This is a genomic window from Dickeya sp. Secpp 1600 (assembly GCF_003049805.1).
GTDB classification, from domain to species: domain Bacteria; phylum Pseudomonadota; class Gammaproteobacteria; order Enterobacterales; family Enterobacteriaceae; genus Dickeya; species Dickeya fangzhongdai.
On the sequence record NZ_CP023484.1, the window covers coordinates 4,040,356 to 4,056,128 of the forward strand.

11 protein-coding genes are annotated in these 15,773 nt (G+C 57.7%); 4 read left to right on the forward strand and 7 right to left on the reverse strand.

Annotated elements, in window-relative coordinates; genetic code table 11:
- Positions 1 to 437: 437 nt before the first annotated feature.
- From CPA59_RS18050 to cysJ, 3 genes are read right to left on the reverse strand one after another with little or no spacing between them, the layout of a single operon-like run.
- Positions 438 to 1,172, reverse strand: coding sequence for a phosphoadenylyl-sulfate reductase (locus CPA59_RS18050; protein ID WP_038920060.1), 735 nt, complete (start codon positions 1,170 to 1,172; stop codon positions 438 to 440).
- A gap of 12 nt (positions 1,173 to 1,184) precedes the next feature.
- Complete coding sequence (gene cysI / locus CPA59_RS18055; RefSeq protein WP_107760284.1) at positions 1,185 to 2,900, reverse strand: assimilatory sulfite reductase (NADPH) hemoprotein subunit; 1,716 nt, start codon at positions 2,898 to 2,900, stop codon at positions 1,185 to 1,187.
- The gene (cysJ, locus tag CPA59_RS18060) at positions 2,900 to 4,723 is read right to left on the reverse strand and encodes an NADPH-dependent assimilatory sulfite reductase flavoprotein subunit (RefSeq protein ID WP_107760286.1); all 1,824 of its coding nucleotides are present in this window, start codon (positions 4,721 to 4,723) and stop codon (positions 2,900 to 2,902) included. The genes cysI and cysJ overlap by 1 nt, the downstream gene beginning before the upstream one ends.
- Before the next feature lie 292 nt (positions 4,724 to 5,015).
- On the opposite strand from cysJ, the gene CPA59_RS18065 reads away from it, so the two are divergent.
- Positions 5,016 to 6,749: a hypothetical protein gene (locus tag CPA59_RS18065; RefSeq protein ID WP_107760288.1), complete on the forward strand. Its 1,734-nt coding sequence runs from the start codon at positions 5,016 to 5,018 to the stop codon at positions 6,747 to 6,749.
- Between the two features lie 18 nt (positions 6,750 to 6,767).
- On the opposite strand, the gene CPA59_RS18070 is transcribed toward CPA59_RS18065, so the two are convergent.
- Positions 6,768 to 8,057: an ABC transporter substrate-binding protein gene (locus CPA59_RS18070; protein WP_082170929.1), complete on the reverse strand. Its 1,290-nt coding sequence runs from the start codon at positions 8,055 to 8,057 to the stop codon at positions 6,768 to 6,770.
- A gap of 537 nt (positions 8,058 to 8,594) precedes the next feature.
- Here CPA59_RS18070 and CPA59_RS18075 point away from each other — a divergent pair.
- Positions 8,595 to 9,929: a glycoside hydrolase family 28 protein gene (locus tag CPA59_RS18075; protein WP_107760290.1), complete on the forward strand. Its 1,335-nt coding sequence runs from the start codon at positions 8,595 to 8,597 to the stop codon at positions 9,927 to 9,929.
- Positions 9,930 to 10,059: 130 nt separating this feature from the next.
- Entirely contained in the window at positions 10,060 to 10,428 is a 369-nt protein-coding gene (gene queD / locus CPA59_RS18080; protein WP_033569254.1) for a 6-carboxytetrahydropterin synthase QueD, read from the forward strand.
- Positions 10,429 to 10,467: 39 nt separating this feature from the next.
- Here queD and queE read toward each other — a convergent pair whose 3' ends face one another.
- The gene (gene queE, locus CPA59_RS18085; protein WP_038920065.1) at positions 10,468 to 11,139 is read right to left on the reverse strand and encodes a 7-carboxy-7-deazaguanine synthase QueE; all 672 of its coding nucleotides are present in this window, start codon (positions 11,137 to 11,139) and stop codon (positions 10,468 to 10,470) included.
- Between the two features lie 387 nt (positions 11,140 to 11,526).
- Between queE and CPA59_RS18090 the strand changes: the two genes are divergently transcribed.
- The gene (locus CPA59_RS18090; protein ID WP_107760292.1) at positions 11,527 to 12,501 is read left to right on the forward strand and encodes an MBL fold metallo-hydrolase; all 975 of its coding nucleotides are present in this window, start codon (positions 11,527 to 11,529) and stop codon (positions 12,499 to 12,501) included.
- A gap of 70 nt (positions 12,502 to 12,571) precedes the next feature.
- Here CPA59_RS18090 and CPA59_RS18095 read toward each other — a convergent pair whose 3' ends face one another.
- Entirely contained in the window at positions 12,572 to 13,711 is a 1,140-nt protein-coding gene (locus CPA59_RS18095) for a glycoside hydrolase family 105 protein (RefSeq protein ID WP_107760294.1), read from the reverse strand.
- Between the two features lie 75 nt (positions 13,712 to 13,786).
- Positions 13,787 to 15,361 carry an MFS transporter gene (locus CPA59_RS18100; RefSeq protein ID WP_038920068.1) on the reverse strand — a complete coding sequence of 525 codons (1,575 nt, stop codon included), beginning with the start codon at positions 15,359 to 15,361 and terminating at the stop codon, positions 13,787 to 13,789.
- Between the last annotated feature and the right edge of the window lie 412 nt (positions 15,362 to 15,773).

Genomic DNA, 15,773 nt, shown 5'->3' on the forward strand with positions numbered 1-15,773 from the left:
TTACTAAGCTAAAAATTTTATAAAGCGACTATAAAACGTGAAGAGAAAGGTTATGAAATGCCGAATTAGTATGATTAGTTCCGTAATGGAATAACAAACCATGCGGGAAAGAATAAAAACGCTTAATAACGGTTTTCATGACTATTTTTACACTTCGCGTTCGCCTGGGCCTGCTTCGGGCAGGCAGAAACATCAGCACGCAGGCGGTGACGTTTCACAAAAATACGGCTGGTAATCTTCAAGACGCTGTTGACGTAGGTACCACCGGACTTCCTGAAGCCAGGGCTGAAGATGCAGCACCGCCCGGCTGAATGTCAGGCCAGATAACTACCCGTAATTATCATACAGGTTAATCATCGTCTGGTTGATACCCGCGATCGGGATGGGTCGACTCGGTGCTGCTGCTGCCGTCACATTCATCCATAAAAGGATAATAGTCAGCCTTCATGCAGCCCGCATTCGCGTTTCAGGCCGAAGAAACGGGTTTCTTCCTCGCTCATGCCCGGTTCCCACTTGCGGGTGGTATGCGTATCGCCCACCGACAGATAGCCCTGTTCCCATAGCGGGTGGTAGCTCAATCCGTTGGCTTTCAGGTACTGGTACACCGTGCGGTTATCCCAGTCGATGATCGGCAAAAACTTGAATACGCCGCGCTTGATCGCCAGCACCGGCAACCCTTCGCGGCTGCCCGACTGTTCACGGCGCAGACCGGCGAACCAGGTGCCGGCGCGCAGTTCTTGCAACGCCCGATCCATCGGCTCGACTTTATTGATCTGGTTGTACTGCTCAATGCCGGTCAGCCCCTGCTCCCACAGTTTGCCGTAACGCGCCTCCTGCCAGGCGGGAGACTGCGCGGCACGGTAAACCTGAAGGTTAAGACCCAACTGTTCGGTCAGTTGATCGATGAACTGATACGTCTCTGTAAACAGATAACCGGTATCGGTGAGGATCACCGGAATATCCGGCCGCTGTCGGGTAACCAGATGCAGGCACACCGCTGCCTGAATGCCGAAACTGGAGGAAAGCACAAACTCGCCCGGCAGGTTTTCCAGCGCCCAGCTGACGCGCTCCTGCGCGGACAGACTCTCCAGCTGTTGGTTAACGTCCGCCAGCGCGGCGGCCTGTTCCGGTTGGGGCAAGGCGCGCAGCGCCTCCAGATTCAACATAGACATCAGGTTCTCCTGTCAGTCGTAAAAATCAACGGCGGGATCCAGCACCGGTTTAACGATGCCGACACGGATCGCAAAATCGCCAAACCCTTCGCCGCTCTCGCGTTCGCTGGCCCAGCGCCCGACCAGTTGGTCGATATCGGCCAGAATCTCTTTCTCGGTGATGTTCTCCCGATACATGCGCGGAATACGCGTGCCTTCGCGGTTGCCGCCGATATGCAGGTTGTAGCGGCCGATGGCTTTACCCACCAGACCGATTTCCGCCAGCATGGCGCGGCCACAGCCATTAGGGCAGCCGGTCACGCGCAACACGATATGGTCATCACCCACGCCATGCGCCTGCATGATGGCTTCCACCCTGGTGACAAACTCCGGCAGGAAGCGCTCCGCTTCGGCCATCGCCAGCGGGCAGGTCGGCAACGATACGCAGGCCATCGAGTTCTGACGCTGCTCGGTGACGCTGTCGTCGATCAGGCCATACTGGCGCGCCAGCGCCTCGATTTTGGCTTTGTCGCGGGTAGCGACGCCGGCCACGATCAGGTTCTGGTTGGCGGTCAACCGGAAATCGCCCTTGTGGATTTTGGCGATCTCCGCCATGCCGGTTTTCAGCGGGCGCCCCGGATAATCCAGAATGCGGCCGTTTTCAATAAACAGCGTCAGGTGCCATTTATTGTCGATCCCTTTCACCCAGCCGATGCGATCGCCGCGACCGGTAAACGCATACGGGCGAACGGTCTCAAAAGTGATGCCGGCGCGGCGCTCCACTTCCTGTTTGAACGTCTCGACGCCCACCCGTTCCAGCGTGTATTTAGTCTTGGCGTTCTTGCGGTTGGTGCGATTGCCCCAGTCGCGCTGAGTGGTCACCACCGCTTCAGCTACCGCCAGCGTGTGCGCTAATGGAATATAGCCCAATTCGCTGGCGGTGCGCGGATAGGTGGCCTTGTCGCCGTGGGCGATAGACAGACCGCCGCCTACCAGTACGTTAAAACCTACCAGTTGGCCGTTATCTGAAATGGCAACAAAGTTCAAATCGTTGGCGTGCAGATCCACATCGTTCTGCGGCGGGATCACCACCGTAGTCTTGAACTTGCGCGGCAGATAGGTCGCCCCCAGAATCGGCTCCTCGTCGGTGGTGGCGACTTTTTCCTTATCCAGCCAAATCTCGGCGTAGGCGCGGGTGCGCGGCAGCAGGTGCTCGGAAATCGTCTTCGCCCATTCATAGGCCTGCTGATGCAGCTCTGACTCCACCGGGTTAGAGGTGCACAGCACGTTACGGTTGACGTCGTTGGCGGTCGCCAGCGCATCCAGCCCAACCTCATGCAACAGTTGATGGGCGGATTTCAGGTCGGACTTCAGAATGCCGTGAAACTGGAACGTCTGGCGGTTGGTGATGCGGATGCTGCCGTACAGCGTCTTTTCACCGGCGAACTGGTCGATGCCGAGCCATTGCTTCGGCGTCATCACCCCGCCCGGCAGGCGGCAGCGCAGCATCATGGCATGACGCGGTTCCAGCTTCTGCTCCGCGCGCTCGGCGCGGATATCGCGGTCATCCTGCTGATACATGCCGTGAAAGCGAATCAGCAGAAAGTTGTCGCCGTTAAAGCCGCCGGTCAGGCCGTCGCTCAAATCCTCTGTAATCGTGCCGCGCAGGTAATTGCTTTCCAGCTTCAAACGCTCGGCATCAGCCAGCTTGCCCTCGACCACCAGCGGACCAGAATATCTTTCGCTCATTAGTACACATCTCTCTGATAACGCCGCTCAAGACGCAGCTCGCTTAAAAACTCATCCGCCTGTTCGGCGTCCATTCCGCCGTGTTCAGCCACCACGGCCAGCAGCGCCTGCTCTACATCCTTCGCCATGCGATTGGCGTCGCCGCAGACATAAATATGGGCGCCATCCTGAATCCAGCGCCACACATCCGCGCCTTTTTCACGGATTTTGTCCTGTACGTAGACCTTGTGCGCCTGATCGCGCGACCAGGCCAGATCGATAGTCGTCAGCAGCCCGTCTTTCACGTAGCGCTGCCACTCCACCTGATAGAGGAAATCTTCGGTAAAGTGCGGGTTGCCGAAGAACAGCCAGTTTTTACCGCCGGCGCCTTCAGCCTCACGCTGCTGCATAAACGCGCGAAACGGCGCGATGCCGGTGCCCGGACCAATCATGATTACCGGCGTTTCGGGGTTGGCGGGCAGGCGGAAATTATCATTGTGCTCAATGAACACGCGAACGTCGCCGTCCTCTTCCAACCGGTCCGCCAGATAGCCTGACGCGCCGCCGCTACGCGCACGGCCTTCATACTCATAACGCACGGCGCCGACGGTGATGTGCACTTCGCTGCCGACATCGTCCTGCGACGAGGCGATGGAATAGAGGCGCGGCGTCAACGGACGCAGCAATCCGGTGAGCTGTTCCGGCGTCAGTTCCACCGGCGCTTCACGCACCATATCCACCAGCGGAGTACGCTGTGCGTACTGCTGTAGCGCGGATTTATCGGCAACCAGCCCCAGCAATGCCTCGTTGCGGGACAACGCCGCGTATTTGGCGACAATCGGCGCGGTATTTTGCGTCAGTTCGAAATGGCGTTGCAGCGCTTCGCTCAACGGCAGGGTATTGCCGTCCACGACAACGGATTCGTCGCCTTTCAGCCACAACAATCCCAGCAGTTCCTGCACCAGCGCCGGGGCGTTCTCATACCAGACACCGAGCGCATCACCCGGCTGATAATGCAGTCCGGAATCGCCCAGATCGATTTCGATATGACGAACGTCTTTCTCCGAGTTGCGGCCGGTGATCTTCTGGTTGACCGACAGCGACGCGGTGTAAGGCGCCTCTTTGTGATAGGGGCTGGTGGTGATGGCGTTGACCTGACCGCTGGCCGCGGTTTGCACCGCCACCGCCGTCTGGCTGGCAAAGCGCGCCTTCAACGTTTCCACAACCTGACGACGCCACTGCTCCGCCAGCGGCTGGAATTCCACATCGGCATCGACGCGATCGAGCAGGCGTTCGGCGCCTAACTCAGCCAGACGGCCGTCAAAATCCTTACCCGCCTTGCTGAAAAACTCGTACGAGGTATCGCCGAGGCCGAACACCGCAAACGCGGCACCCGCCAGCGACGGCGCTTTTTTCGAGAGCAGGAATTTGTGCAACGCCACGGCTTCTTCCGGCGGCTCGCCTTCGCCCTGCGTCGAGGTGACGACCAGCAGCAGTTTTTCCTGCGCAATCTGTTTGAATTTGTAGTCGCCGGCATTCACCAGCGTCACCGGCAGGCTGGCCGCCAGCAGATCGTCGCGCACCTGCTCCGCCACGCGGCGGGCATTGCCGGTCTGAGAGGCGGAAATCAGCGTGATGGACGCCGGCGGCGCCGCGTCAACCGCTGGCGCCGCCGCTGCAACCGGTGCGGCAAGCGCGCCGGGCTGCTGCTGAATCACGCCCCAGAAATAGCCGGACAACCAGGCCAGTTGCGTCGGTGAAAGATCACCGGTCGCGGCCTGAAGACGCGAAAGTTGCTCCGCGCTCAACGGGAGCAGCGGAGTCGGAGAAGCCGGAGTTGTCATTGTAGTGTCGGTATCCTTGTTCTGGTCGCGGGCGCTAATGCCGGGTTGCCGCAATAGTCAAATTCATGAAATAGAAAGTCAGATGGGACATAAGGTAACCATCCCCATCTTAACAATTAAAGACATGATGGAAATATTTAATAACCAAAACGACTAAATGGTTTTTTTGATAACACTTATTGCTTTAAGTGTTATTGATCACAATTTACTGCATTGATTATTTTAATGTTTCTTTTGCGCTATCGCGCTGGCGTTATACTTGATGCTCTGTGGTTCAGGGAGCACACCGATTATGTGGCAGCGTCGCGCACTGGAACTGAACACCCAGGATATCTGGCACTGGCGGCACATTACCGCGCTGGCGGACTACGCCCGCCGTTACGGTTTCAATACGCTGGTGCTGGGGCAGGCGGACCTGCTGGACAAGCTGGTGACGCCGCCCGCCTATCAACATGCCCGCTTTGACGATCGCATCAGCAGCCAGCAACGCTCGCGCTGCGTCTATCTCAATCAGGTCGCCGCCTATTGTCGCGAACAGGGGCTGGCGTTGTACCTGCAATGCAAGGAGCTGGCCTTCCCCACCGACCTATTGCTGCAGCACCCGCAGTTGCTGGACGACGCGCGTCAGTTCCGTATCGACACCCATTTCTGGTGCGATTATCTGGCCGCTAAAGTGGATCTGTTGATGCAGCAGATCCCGCGTTTGAGTGGATTGATGCTGGCGATTTCCAACAGCGACAGCCTGATACGTTTTGCTCCGCCGCCCGGCGAAGAGATGCAAAGCGGCATTATTTCACCGACGATGCCACCGGCAATGCCGCCAACACTAGACAGCGAACCAATTTACCGGCAATTGTTTACCGCCGTTTCCCGCGTCGTTCACGCCCATCAGCGTCATCTGGTCTTGCGCGCCTTTCCGGCCAATCATCACGATATGTCTCACGTACTGGAGGCCATCCGCAGCCTGCAGGTCACCGTCTCCGCCGCCATCAAGATGACGCCGGAACGCTTCTGGCCGGAATTCCCCAACAACCCGGCGCTGCTGGAGCTGGATGACCGGGAGATTTGGGTGGAGTTGGATCTGGCGGGCGAGGAAGTCGGCTGGGGCAATCTGCCGTTTCTGCGTTACACCGAGATTCAGGGGCGGTTGCTGTGGTGTCGGGAAAAGAACCCGGCCATCGTCAGCGCAGCCTGCCGCATCAGTTGGGACGGCGTCGATAACCACAGCGTGCTGGGGTCGTTGAGCGAATTCACGCTGTTCGCCTGCGCACGCCTGTTGAACGACAGCGCGCCGCCGGTTAACGAAAGCGAACTGTTTCGCCAGTGGCTGGCGGAATGCTGGCAATGGCAGCCGGACGATGCGGTCCGTCACACCATGCGCGCCCTGCTGGAACAGGCGCAGCAGGCGCTGTCGTTGTCGCTGTATGCGCGTCACCATGTGTTCCACCGCCATAGCCTGCTGCCGTCCAGTTACGGTCAGGCGGTGTGGAGCTTGTACGGTCAACTCAACCGCAACCACTGGTTGCCCGGTTCCGGGCGCGACATCACCTTTGATCGCCGCGAAACGGAACTGGCTTCCCAGAATCTGTACCAGATTGTGCGGGAGAAAGATGCGGCCTGGCAGTTGGCCGACCAGAGCCAGCAGGCCGCCAGCCAGTTTGCCCGCGACCACGACCTGCCGGAACCGCTGCGCCAGCGCTGGCAGCAGGAATGGCGCGGCCTGGCGCTCTATTGCCGCGCCTTCGTCCATGCCCAGAAAGCCTTTTTCACCCTGCACTACTGCCAGCGGGTGGAAAACAACTGGACGCTGCGTGAAATCGCCAAAACCAATATTCAGGCGCTCTACGGCATCGCGCATGAAATGGACGATTTCTGCCTGCAACACCGGGACTACCCGGTGAGTATGCACGTCATGTTTGATGCCGCCCGCCCGCGCGCGCTGGCAGACAGCCTGCAACAACAGCTGACTGTGCTGACGCAGGACACCGGCGGCGGTCATCAGGCGGCGTCACGTCACGAGGCGTAACGCCGCCGGGCCGGTAAATCAGCGGATCACTCGTTTCAGGATGCGGTTGCCCGTGTCATTGAAATTCTTCGCCGACGTCTCCACGCTCCTGTTGCCGTAATCCAGTTGTTCAACCGTTTGCAAAATCAGGCTGGCCAGTTGCGGATCTTCAATATACGAGGACACTGGCGTCTGCATCGGTTTTTCCAGCGCTTGCATCAGCCCTTTCACCGCCAGATCCTGCGTATCCAACCGCTGACTGTCCTGCAACGCCTGACGCGCCACCCGGCTGAGCGGTACGCCGCGCTCGGTGCCCATCAGCAGGCTGCCTTCCGGGTCATTCATCAGGAAATTGAGCAGCAGCGCCGCTTCTTTCGGGTGTTTGCTGCTTTTGCTGATGGCAAACAGCATCGATGGTTTGAAGAATTGCCCCGGATTGTCGGAGCCCGGCGTCATCATGTACGGCCCCAGCTCCAGTCTGGCGGGCGGCGCCAGCGGTTCGGCGTATTTTTTCACCACCGAGGCCCAGAGCTGCGCCCCGCCGTATTCGCCGTTGATCCACGGCCTTGTCTCAAACACCCCGGCTTTGCCAAAGGCGTTGTAGTATTTCGCCGACGGAATGACATGATCATCCACCAGCCGTTTGTAGAAACGAAACGCCTCCAGCCACTGCGCCTCGGTGTAATTGAAGCGTTTGTTCTGCTCGTCAATCATGCCGATATGAAATTTCTGGGTCATATAGGTGTTGAGAAGCTCCAGCAATCCCTCGCCGCTATCCTGCGCCGGGGAAGCCAGCGGGAAGTAGTTGTCGCCGAGCTTATCCCTGAACACCTTGCCAGCCTGGAACAGCTCCTCCCAGGTGGTCGGGTACGCCAGACCGGCCTTTTTCCAGGTATCGACGTTGTAATACATCACCAGCCCGTTGAGCGAAGTGGAGATGGCGTTGACTTTGCCGTCCACCGTGGTCAGCGCATCCGCCGGAAAATCCTGCAGTTTTAGGGTCTCTTTCAGTTTGTTCAAATCGTAAAAGCCGGTACCGGTGCGGGAGAAGATCGGTATCCAGTTCCAGTTGATCTGCACCACGTCCGGCTCTTCGCCGCTGGCGATTTGGGTGGTCAGGCGCGAGAGGTAGCCATCCCAGCCGGTATATTCGGCTTTGACCGTGATCCCCGGATATTTTTTCTGAAAGGCTTCAATGGCGGCCAGCGTGGCCTGATGACGGCTGTTGCCGCCCCACCAGGACATACGCAATGTCACCTGCTCCGCGGCCTGAACCTGGCCCAGCACGGTAAACGCCAACAACACCAGTCCTACCAGCAATTTCATCATGTCCCCGATCCTCTTTATGTTGTTATTTCAGGGCGGAAGGGTAATCAGGCAGGTACAGGGCGCCTCCCGCTGGGAAACAAGATAGGCAGATTGTTTTTTTCTTCACCAGCGCCGGGGAACGACCAAATGCGCGTTATGCGGAGCAGGCTGAAAAAATGAGTGTCGACAACCCCGGTAACGCTCATTTCATGGAAGCGGGTTCACCGCCCGGCGCATTGCCGCGCCCTTGCCTCACAACCAGCGTTCAACTGTGAACACGTCGCGCGATCGAGTTCACAGTTATTTAACAAAAATAAAACACTATGCGCCGACAACGCTACGCGCATTCGCCGGAAGGGATAAAAAACGTGATGAAACACACATCGCGTTAGGGCCGCAGCGAGTATGACGTTATCACGCTCACATTCCGTCGGATGGCGTCAGACAGGCTGTGAAGGCGCTCTAACCCTGAGCGATTTCCCGCCGCGCCGCGGCTGCCTGCGATGAAAAACCGTGCTGGAATGACCTCCGTACCCCTATCGAAACAGGATAAAAACCATGAGGCTATCCATTCGCTCCTACACGCCCGCCGCCGATGGCGTTACCCCCGACACCGTGCTGTTCCAGCGGGCGATCGACGACCTGACCGCGCAAGGCGGCGGCACACTGGTGGTGGAAGCGGGGCGTTATCTGCTGGGAGGATTACGGCTGCCCTCGAATTTCTGCCTGCAACTGGACGCCGGAGCGGAACTGATCGCCAGCGCCTGCTATGACGATTTTGCTCAAACCACTACCGTCAGCGTGGCCGAGCTTTCCGATCGCGCGTTTCTGTACGCCCGCCGGCAGCGCAACATCACCCTGTGCGGAAAAGGGAAAATCACCGGTAGCGCCGACGCCTACTTCTCAGCCGAGCCCGATGAGCAGGGCTATCGCCTGCCGGCGCAGCATCGCCCGCGGATTCTGGTGCTGGAGGACTGCGAACAGGTCAGTTTGCAGGACGTGACCATCGAACAGGCGCCGATGTGGACCGTCCATCTGGTGAGTTGCCGTCAGGTCAACGTTGAACGCCTGACGGTGGATAACGACATGACCATGGCCAACACCGATGCGCTTAATCTCGACAGCTGTCAGGATGTGACGGTACGTCACTGTCACCTGAGCGCCGCCGATGACGCCTTGTGCATCAAAACCACCGCCAAGCCCCCCGCCATGCAGTATAAGGCCCAGCGAATGACGGTCAGTCACTGCCGGCTGCGTTCGCGCAGCTGCGCGCTGAAAATCGGTACCGAAACCTTCACCGACATTGAAGACCTGACCGTCAGCCACTGCGCCATCTACGACTCCAACCGGGGGATTGGACTGATTTCCCGCGACGGCGGCGCGTTTCGCCGTATCTGTTTCAGCGATATCACCTTCGAATGCGTCGCGGCGCCGCCCTGTCACTGGGGCAAGGCCGACCCGGTATTCGTGTCGGTACGTTACCGCGACCCGATGATTGAACCCGGAGTGATTGAGAATGTGCGCTTCGTGCGGCTGTCCGGCGTTAGCGAAGGCGCCATCAACCTGCACAGTACGCCGGCGGGTTACATCCGCGATATTCATTTCGACGGCATCACGTTAGAACAGCGACCGAGCGATTCGCCGGAACAGGGCTTGTACGACGTCCGCCCTCCCTGCAACCCGGAGCGCCCCACCGGCATGGGGCTGGACAATGCTTATCTGGTCAACCCGGAGACCGGGCGCGCTTACGGGGTGGAAACCTACCCAAGCGGGCTGCCCGCGCTGTTTGCACGCGGCGTCAGCGGATTAACGTTACACAACATGGCGTTGCAGCGTCCGTCTCCGCTGCCCATCGGCTGGAGTCACGATGCGGTTATCGAACTGACGGAATAGCCCGATTGACAGCCTGGCAGGATGGCGCGCAGATACTGGCAGAAAGGACAGTTTGGTGTCAGGAAACGTGCTTAACACGGCACTTTCCGGTAGTATGCGACGGTTTTTTGAATGACACGAGAGCCTCACCATGCCAACCACACTGTTTAAAGATTTCCAGTTCGAAGCCGCGCACCGGCTTCCCCATGTGCCGAACGGCCATAAATGCGGCCGCCTGCATGGTCATTCGTTCATGGTTCGTCTGGAAATTACCGGTGAGGTCGATCCTTATACCGGCTGGGTGATGGATTTCGCCGAGTTGAAAGCCGCATTCAAACCCACCTGGGAACAGTTGGATCACCATTACCTGAACGATATTCCAGGGCTGGAAAACCCTACCAGCGAAGTGCTGGCGCGCTGGATCTGGCAGCAACTCAAACCGACGCTGCCATTATTAAGCGCGGTGACCGTCAAAGAAACCTGCACCGCCGGTTGCGTATACCGCGGCGAGGACGACTGAGTCAGCGGCCTGCGCGGCTATCAGCTAAAACGACGCCCATCAGGCAATATTGAGGTATTTGTGGGTCTGCATCGATAAACGCCAGTTGCGGGCGATGCAGGTTTCAATACACAGCCGGGTGGCGTCGTCCTTCTGACTAATCGGCTGCAACGCCACAACCCGCGCCTTGTCGTCATCCAGTCTTGCCAGCAACGCATCCAGCGCCTCAATATCCCGCTCGCGCGCCACCGGATGTTTGATTTCATTCGCCCGTTGCAGCGCCTGATCCAATACCGCCAGACCGCCGCGCATATTCACTTTGGGAGAAACCGTCACCCAGCAATCGGGTGAGCAGCGTACTTCGTGGGTGCCGCTGGTTTCGATCTGAGTACTGAACCCCCGCTGCTCCAGCGTCTGCGTCAACGGCGTCAGATCGTGGATACAAGGCTCGCCGCCGGTAATCACCACGTGTCTGGCGCTGTACCCCTGCAATGCCATCTGCTGCAACAGATCCTCAACGCTGGAACCGCTCCAGGCGTCGCTTTCCCCGCTTTTAACCAGTACCTCCGCCAGCGGAATCTGCCGCTCAGGCAGTTTTTCCCAGGTATGTTTGGTATCGCACCAGCTGCACCCCACCGGGCACCCTTGCAAACGGATAAACACCGCCGGGACGCCGGTGAAAAAACCTTCGCCCTGTAGGGTCTGGAACATTTCGTTAATCGGGTAAAGCATCGTGTTTCATTATTCCTTCTGGCTAAACCACTATTATCGCCGATAGCGCAAGCCATGCCAAACCGCCGGATGCAATAACCAAAAAGAACGGCTGCCCGAAATTTGTGCCTGTGCGATTCCCGGTTAATAATCAACAGGTCGCACATGATGCGACCATACCTCTATCGCCAATCGATCTCGCATTGCAGGACAAAATGCTTGCGTTTTGAACAACGCAACGCGTTGGCCCCTTAGGGCAAGGTAGAACGCGGTAACAGCATGAATCCCCTGGGCTTGCTTACCGCAGTAAGCGACGGGCATGCGCGGCAAGTTTGCGTAAGCCGATTTGAGCGCTGCCGGCTGCAATGTGGAAGATGAAAGGTATATTTACAAATAAGGAAATGTAAGATGACGTTATTAAAGCCCCTTGCTGTTTTCTGTTTGTCATTATCTCTGGTTCCGGCATTCGCCAATGCCGAAGCGGTCGCCCAGGTTAAAACTCAGCCCGGTTATTACCGCATTATGGTCGGGCAGTATGAAATCACCGCGCTGTCCGACGGTACCAACACCATGCCGATGGACAAGCTGCTCACCCGCACGCCGCGGGAGAAAATCGTCAGCCTGCTGGAAGCCAGCTACCTGAAACCGCAGGTGGAAACCTCTATCAACGCGTTTCTGATCAATACCGGAAAAAACCTGATTTTGGTTGATAGCGGCACCGGCGCGTTGGGTGGAAAAACCACCGGTAAGACGCTGGCCAACCTGAAAGCCGCCGGGTACAAACCGGAGCAGGTCGATAGCGTACTGGTGACTCACCTGCATGCCGATCACTTCGGCGGACTGGTCAGCGACGGAAAACTGGTTTACCCCAACGCCACCATTTACGTGAACCAGAAAGACACCGATTTCTGGCTAAACCCGGACAATCTGAAAAAAGCGCCGCAGGACAAAAAAGCCGGATTTGAGCGCGTGCAGGAAGTGTTCCGCCATATCCGCGAAGCCGGCAAACTCAAGACCTTCACCGATCATCAGTCACTGCCCGCCAGCATTACCGCCGTGCCGACGCCAGGTCATACCCCCGGCCATACATCGTTCCTGGTCAACAGCGACGGCCAGAAAATCCTGCTGTGGGGTGATATCGTGCACGCCGAAGCGGTACAAATGCCGCTGCCGGACACCGCCATCGCGTTTGACTCTGATAGCGAGCAGGCGGTTCGCACCCGCGATGCATTGCTGAAAGAAACGGTGAAGCAGGGTTACTGGGTAGCGGGCGCGCACATGCCGTTCCCCGGCATCGGTCATGTGGCGCTACAGCATGACGCTAACGGTAAAACCAACGGTTACCGCTGGTTGCCGGTCAATTACAGTCTGTCGGGGTTGTGAGTCACACAAGCCTCAAAAAACGGGCTTCCACTGGAAGCCCGTCCAAAACTCGCTATCTCTTCGACACGTTTTACAGATAGACGCGCAAATACTCCGACAGACACAGAATCGCCATCGCCTGACCGTATGGCATCGAGGTCAGCGGAATCTGGCGGTAGTAGTCCAGATCCTTACCCATCGCCGTCCCAAAGGAGACGTTCAGCAACTCTCCGTTCTCGCTGATATTCGCTACCACGCCGCGCATCGCTTTTTCCGCCACGTCGGCGTAGCGACGATCGATATAGCGCTTGCGCACCGCTTTGAGGATACCGTAGGCAAACCCGGCGGTCGCCGAGCTTTCCAGATACGAGGTCGGGTCATCCAGTAAGGTGTGCCATAGGCCGCTGTCGTCCTGATACTTCGCCAGCGCTTCCACCTGACTTTCCAGCACCTGAATCAGAAAACGACGGGTGGCGTTGTGTTCGGGCAGATCCAGCAATTCGATGAATTCCGGGATCACGATGGTCAGCCAGCTGTTGCCGCGCGCCCAGCGGGCCTGCGCAAAACTGTGGTTACCGTCGAAAGTCCAGCCGTGGAACCACAGGCCGCTCTGGCGATCCATCAGGTACTGCACGTGCAGCAGGAACTGGTAGGTGGCTTCTTCTACAAATTCGGGGCGGTTGAGCAGCTTACCGATTTTCGCCAGCGGCAGCACGCTCATCATCAACGTGTCGTCCCACAGTTGATCGGTGTTTTCGCTGTTGTAGACGATATGCTGCAAACCGTTCTTGTGGGTGCGCGGCATGTCGTACATCACCCATTCCGCCCAGCGTTCGAGATACGGCACCCAACGGCTGTCGCCGGTTTCTTCATAACGGTAAGCCAGCGTCAGGAACGGACACACGGTATTGACGTTTTTGGTCGGCGTGCCCTCTTCCAGCCGGGCGGTGAACCATTCATCGATGATGGCGCGCATCCGCTCGTCGCCGGTCTGACGATAATACTGGTAGATGCCGTACAGCCCGATGCCATGCGTCCACTCCCAGCCGGCCCAGCCTTTGGTATCGATCACCCGGCCGTCATCCAGCCGCAGCAGGAATTCACCGGTTTTATCCTCAATATTGATCAGATTGTCGGTCACCCGGCAAATCAACGCCTTTAAATCGTCCCGGGAGATGAAGTATTCGGGCTGGCGCAGCAGCGCGCTATGTTTTACAGGAAAAATGGTCATAACAGATATCCGATTCCAGTTTTATTAACTATCAATCGATGACTTCTCGATACGCATCAATCTGCACAGCACGGCTTAATGCACGCCGTGGTGAGGCGTTCCGCCGGTGATCGGCCGGGCCGGCGCCTTGTGACGATTGAGATAACCAATGTTGTTGTTCCCCCACAGGGATTCGTATGGCATACCGGCCAGCATTTCCACCGTGGCACGGGCTTCCGGCGTGACTTTTTCCGGTACGATGCGGCCTGCTTCGCGCATTTTCGCCGTTTCCTGACGCAGCACTTCATGCGTTTGCAGGTTCAGCTTGAAGCGCAGCGACACCAGGAAGCCTAACGCCAGTACCCCGACAGTGCCGAAACACAGCACCATCAGAATGGTGTGGCTGACGCCCGGCGCCTGCACGCTCTGACCGGAAACAAAGCCGGACAACTGCAGCACCACGCCCACCAGCATCACCGCGCCGGCCTGAGAGGCTTTACGGGTCAGGGTCATAATGCCGGCGAAGATCCCTTCACGGCGCTGAGCGGTGATGACTTCATCCACGTCAGCGATGTAGGTATAAGTATTCCAGGGCACATAGTTGATGCCGCCGCGGCCCAGACCAGCCAGGCCGGACACCAGCAACAACAGCGAAAACGCCGAATGCATGCCGCTGTAGTACAGAAAGCCATAGGAGAGCGCGCTCAGACCAAACAGGCAGACCACCATACGGTAGGACGGCGCCGGGCCGAACTTGATGCACAGCGGGATCATCGCAATCACCGAAATAAACTGCAGGATCGCCATCGTCCCCATCAGGTTGGACGCCATGGTCGGGCTTTGCATCAGCACGAACACCACGTAGTAAGTGAACACCGCGTTGAACACGTCCTGTGCGATATATCCACCCAGATACATCCCCAGATGCTGACGGAAGATGCGGATACGCAGCGTGGACAACAGTTCAATGTTCAGGCGTCTGAGACTCTGCCCCAGCGTCAGCGACTGGCGTTCTTTTTCCGCCTGCAGCGAGGCTTCCGACATTTGATCGCGCGGCCGCTCCCAGGTGAAGAAGTACACCAGCGCCAGCACGCAGGCGCAGATCACCGAGAACACCAGACTGGAGTAGAAGAAGGACACCGCATTGTCTTTGCCGAAGTACCCCAGCAGGATACCGGGCAGAAACGCCGCCAGAATCGCCGACAGTTGCGCCAGCGCGATACGCGCGCCGGAGAACTTGGTCTTCTGTTTGAAATCATCGGTCATTTCCGGCACCAGCGTTTCATACGGCACCAGCACCATGGTGTAGATGACGTCAAACAGCAGGTAGGTAATCAGGTAGTACCAGTAATCCATGTGGCCGACCCACATCAGGCTGTAGCTGAAGACACAGGGAATGCCGAGCAAAATAAAAAATTTACGGCGCCCGAAGCGTTTGCCCAGCCAGGTAGAGCCGAAATTATCGGTCAGGAACCCCATCAGCGGACTGACCACCGCATCCAGTACCCTGGCCATGGCAAAAATAAAGGTCGCCTCGATAGGCGTCAGGCCGCAAAACGTGGTGTAAAAATAGAGCAGCCAGCCGGCGGTGAGCGCCGTGGTGCCGGCCCCGAGGAAATCGCCGGAACCGTAGGCCAGGTAATTCGCCAGCCCAATTTTACGTGTTTTCATCGCCATCCTTCCTCATTGATTTATTTATGAAGGTGTTGCGGCGGACCAAAAAACATCGTTGCCGCCGTAGCGTTAAGGTAACGAGGCGGCAAGGCAAAAACCTTTGCGCGTTTGCCACCCCATCGCCGCTACTGGCATCCGCGGGAAGAACCAACCGATCGGCTTCAAACTTCTGGTCGAAATACGATTTCGAATCAACAGAACCTACGGTCCAAAATTACTCTAGCGGGTAGAGACGCTGCTCGCATGCAGGGAAGAAGGGATTTGGGATCGGGTTCATTCTTTGTCATGCCCATGACCCAACGGGGCAGAAAAGTCTGGAAGCACGCTCGCAATTCACATGATTCAGCGCAGAATCAGGCAGGCTGATAGCGGGCCATAAAACCGCACAGAGGCCAACCGGCAGGCAAAA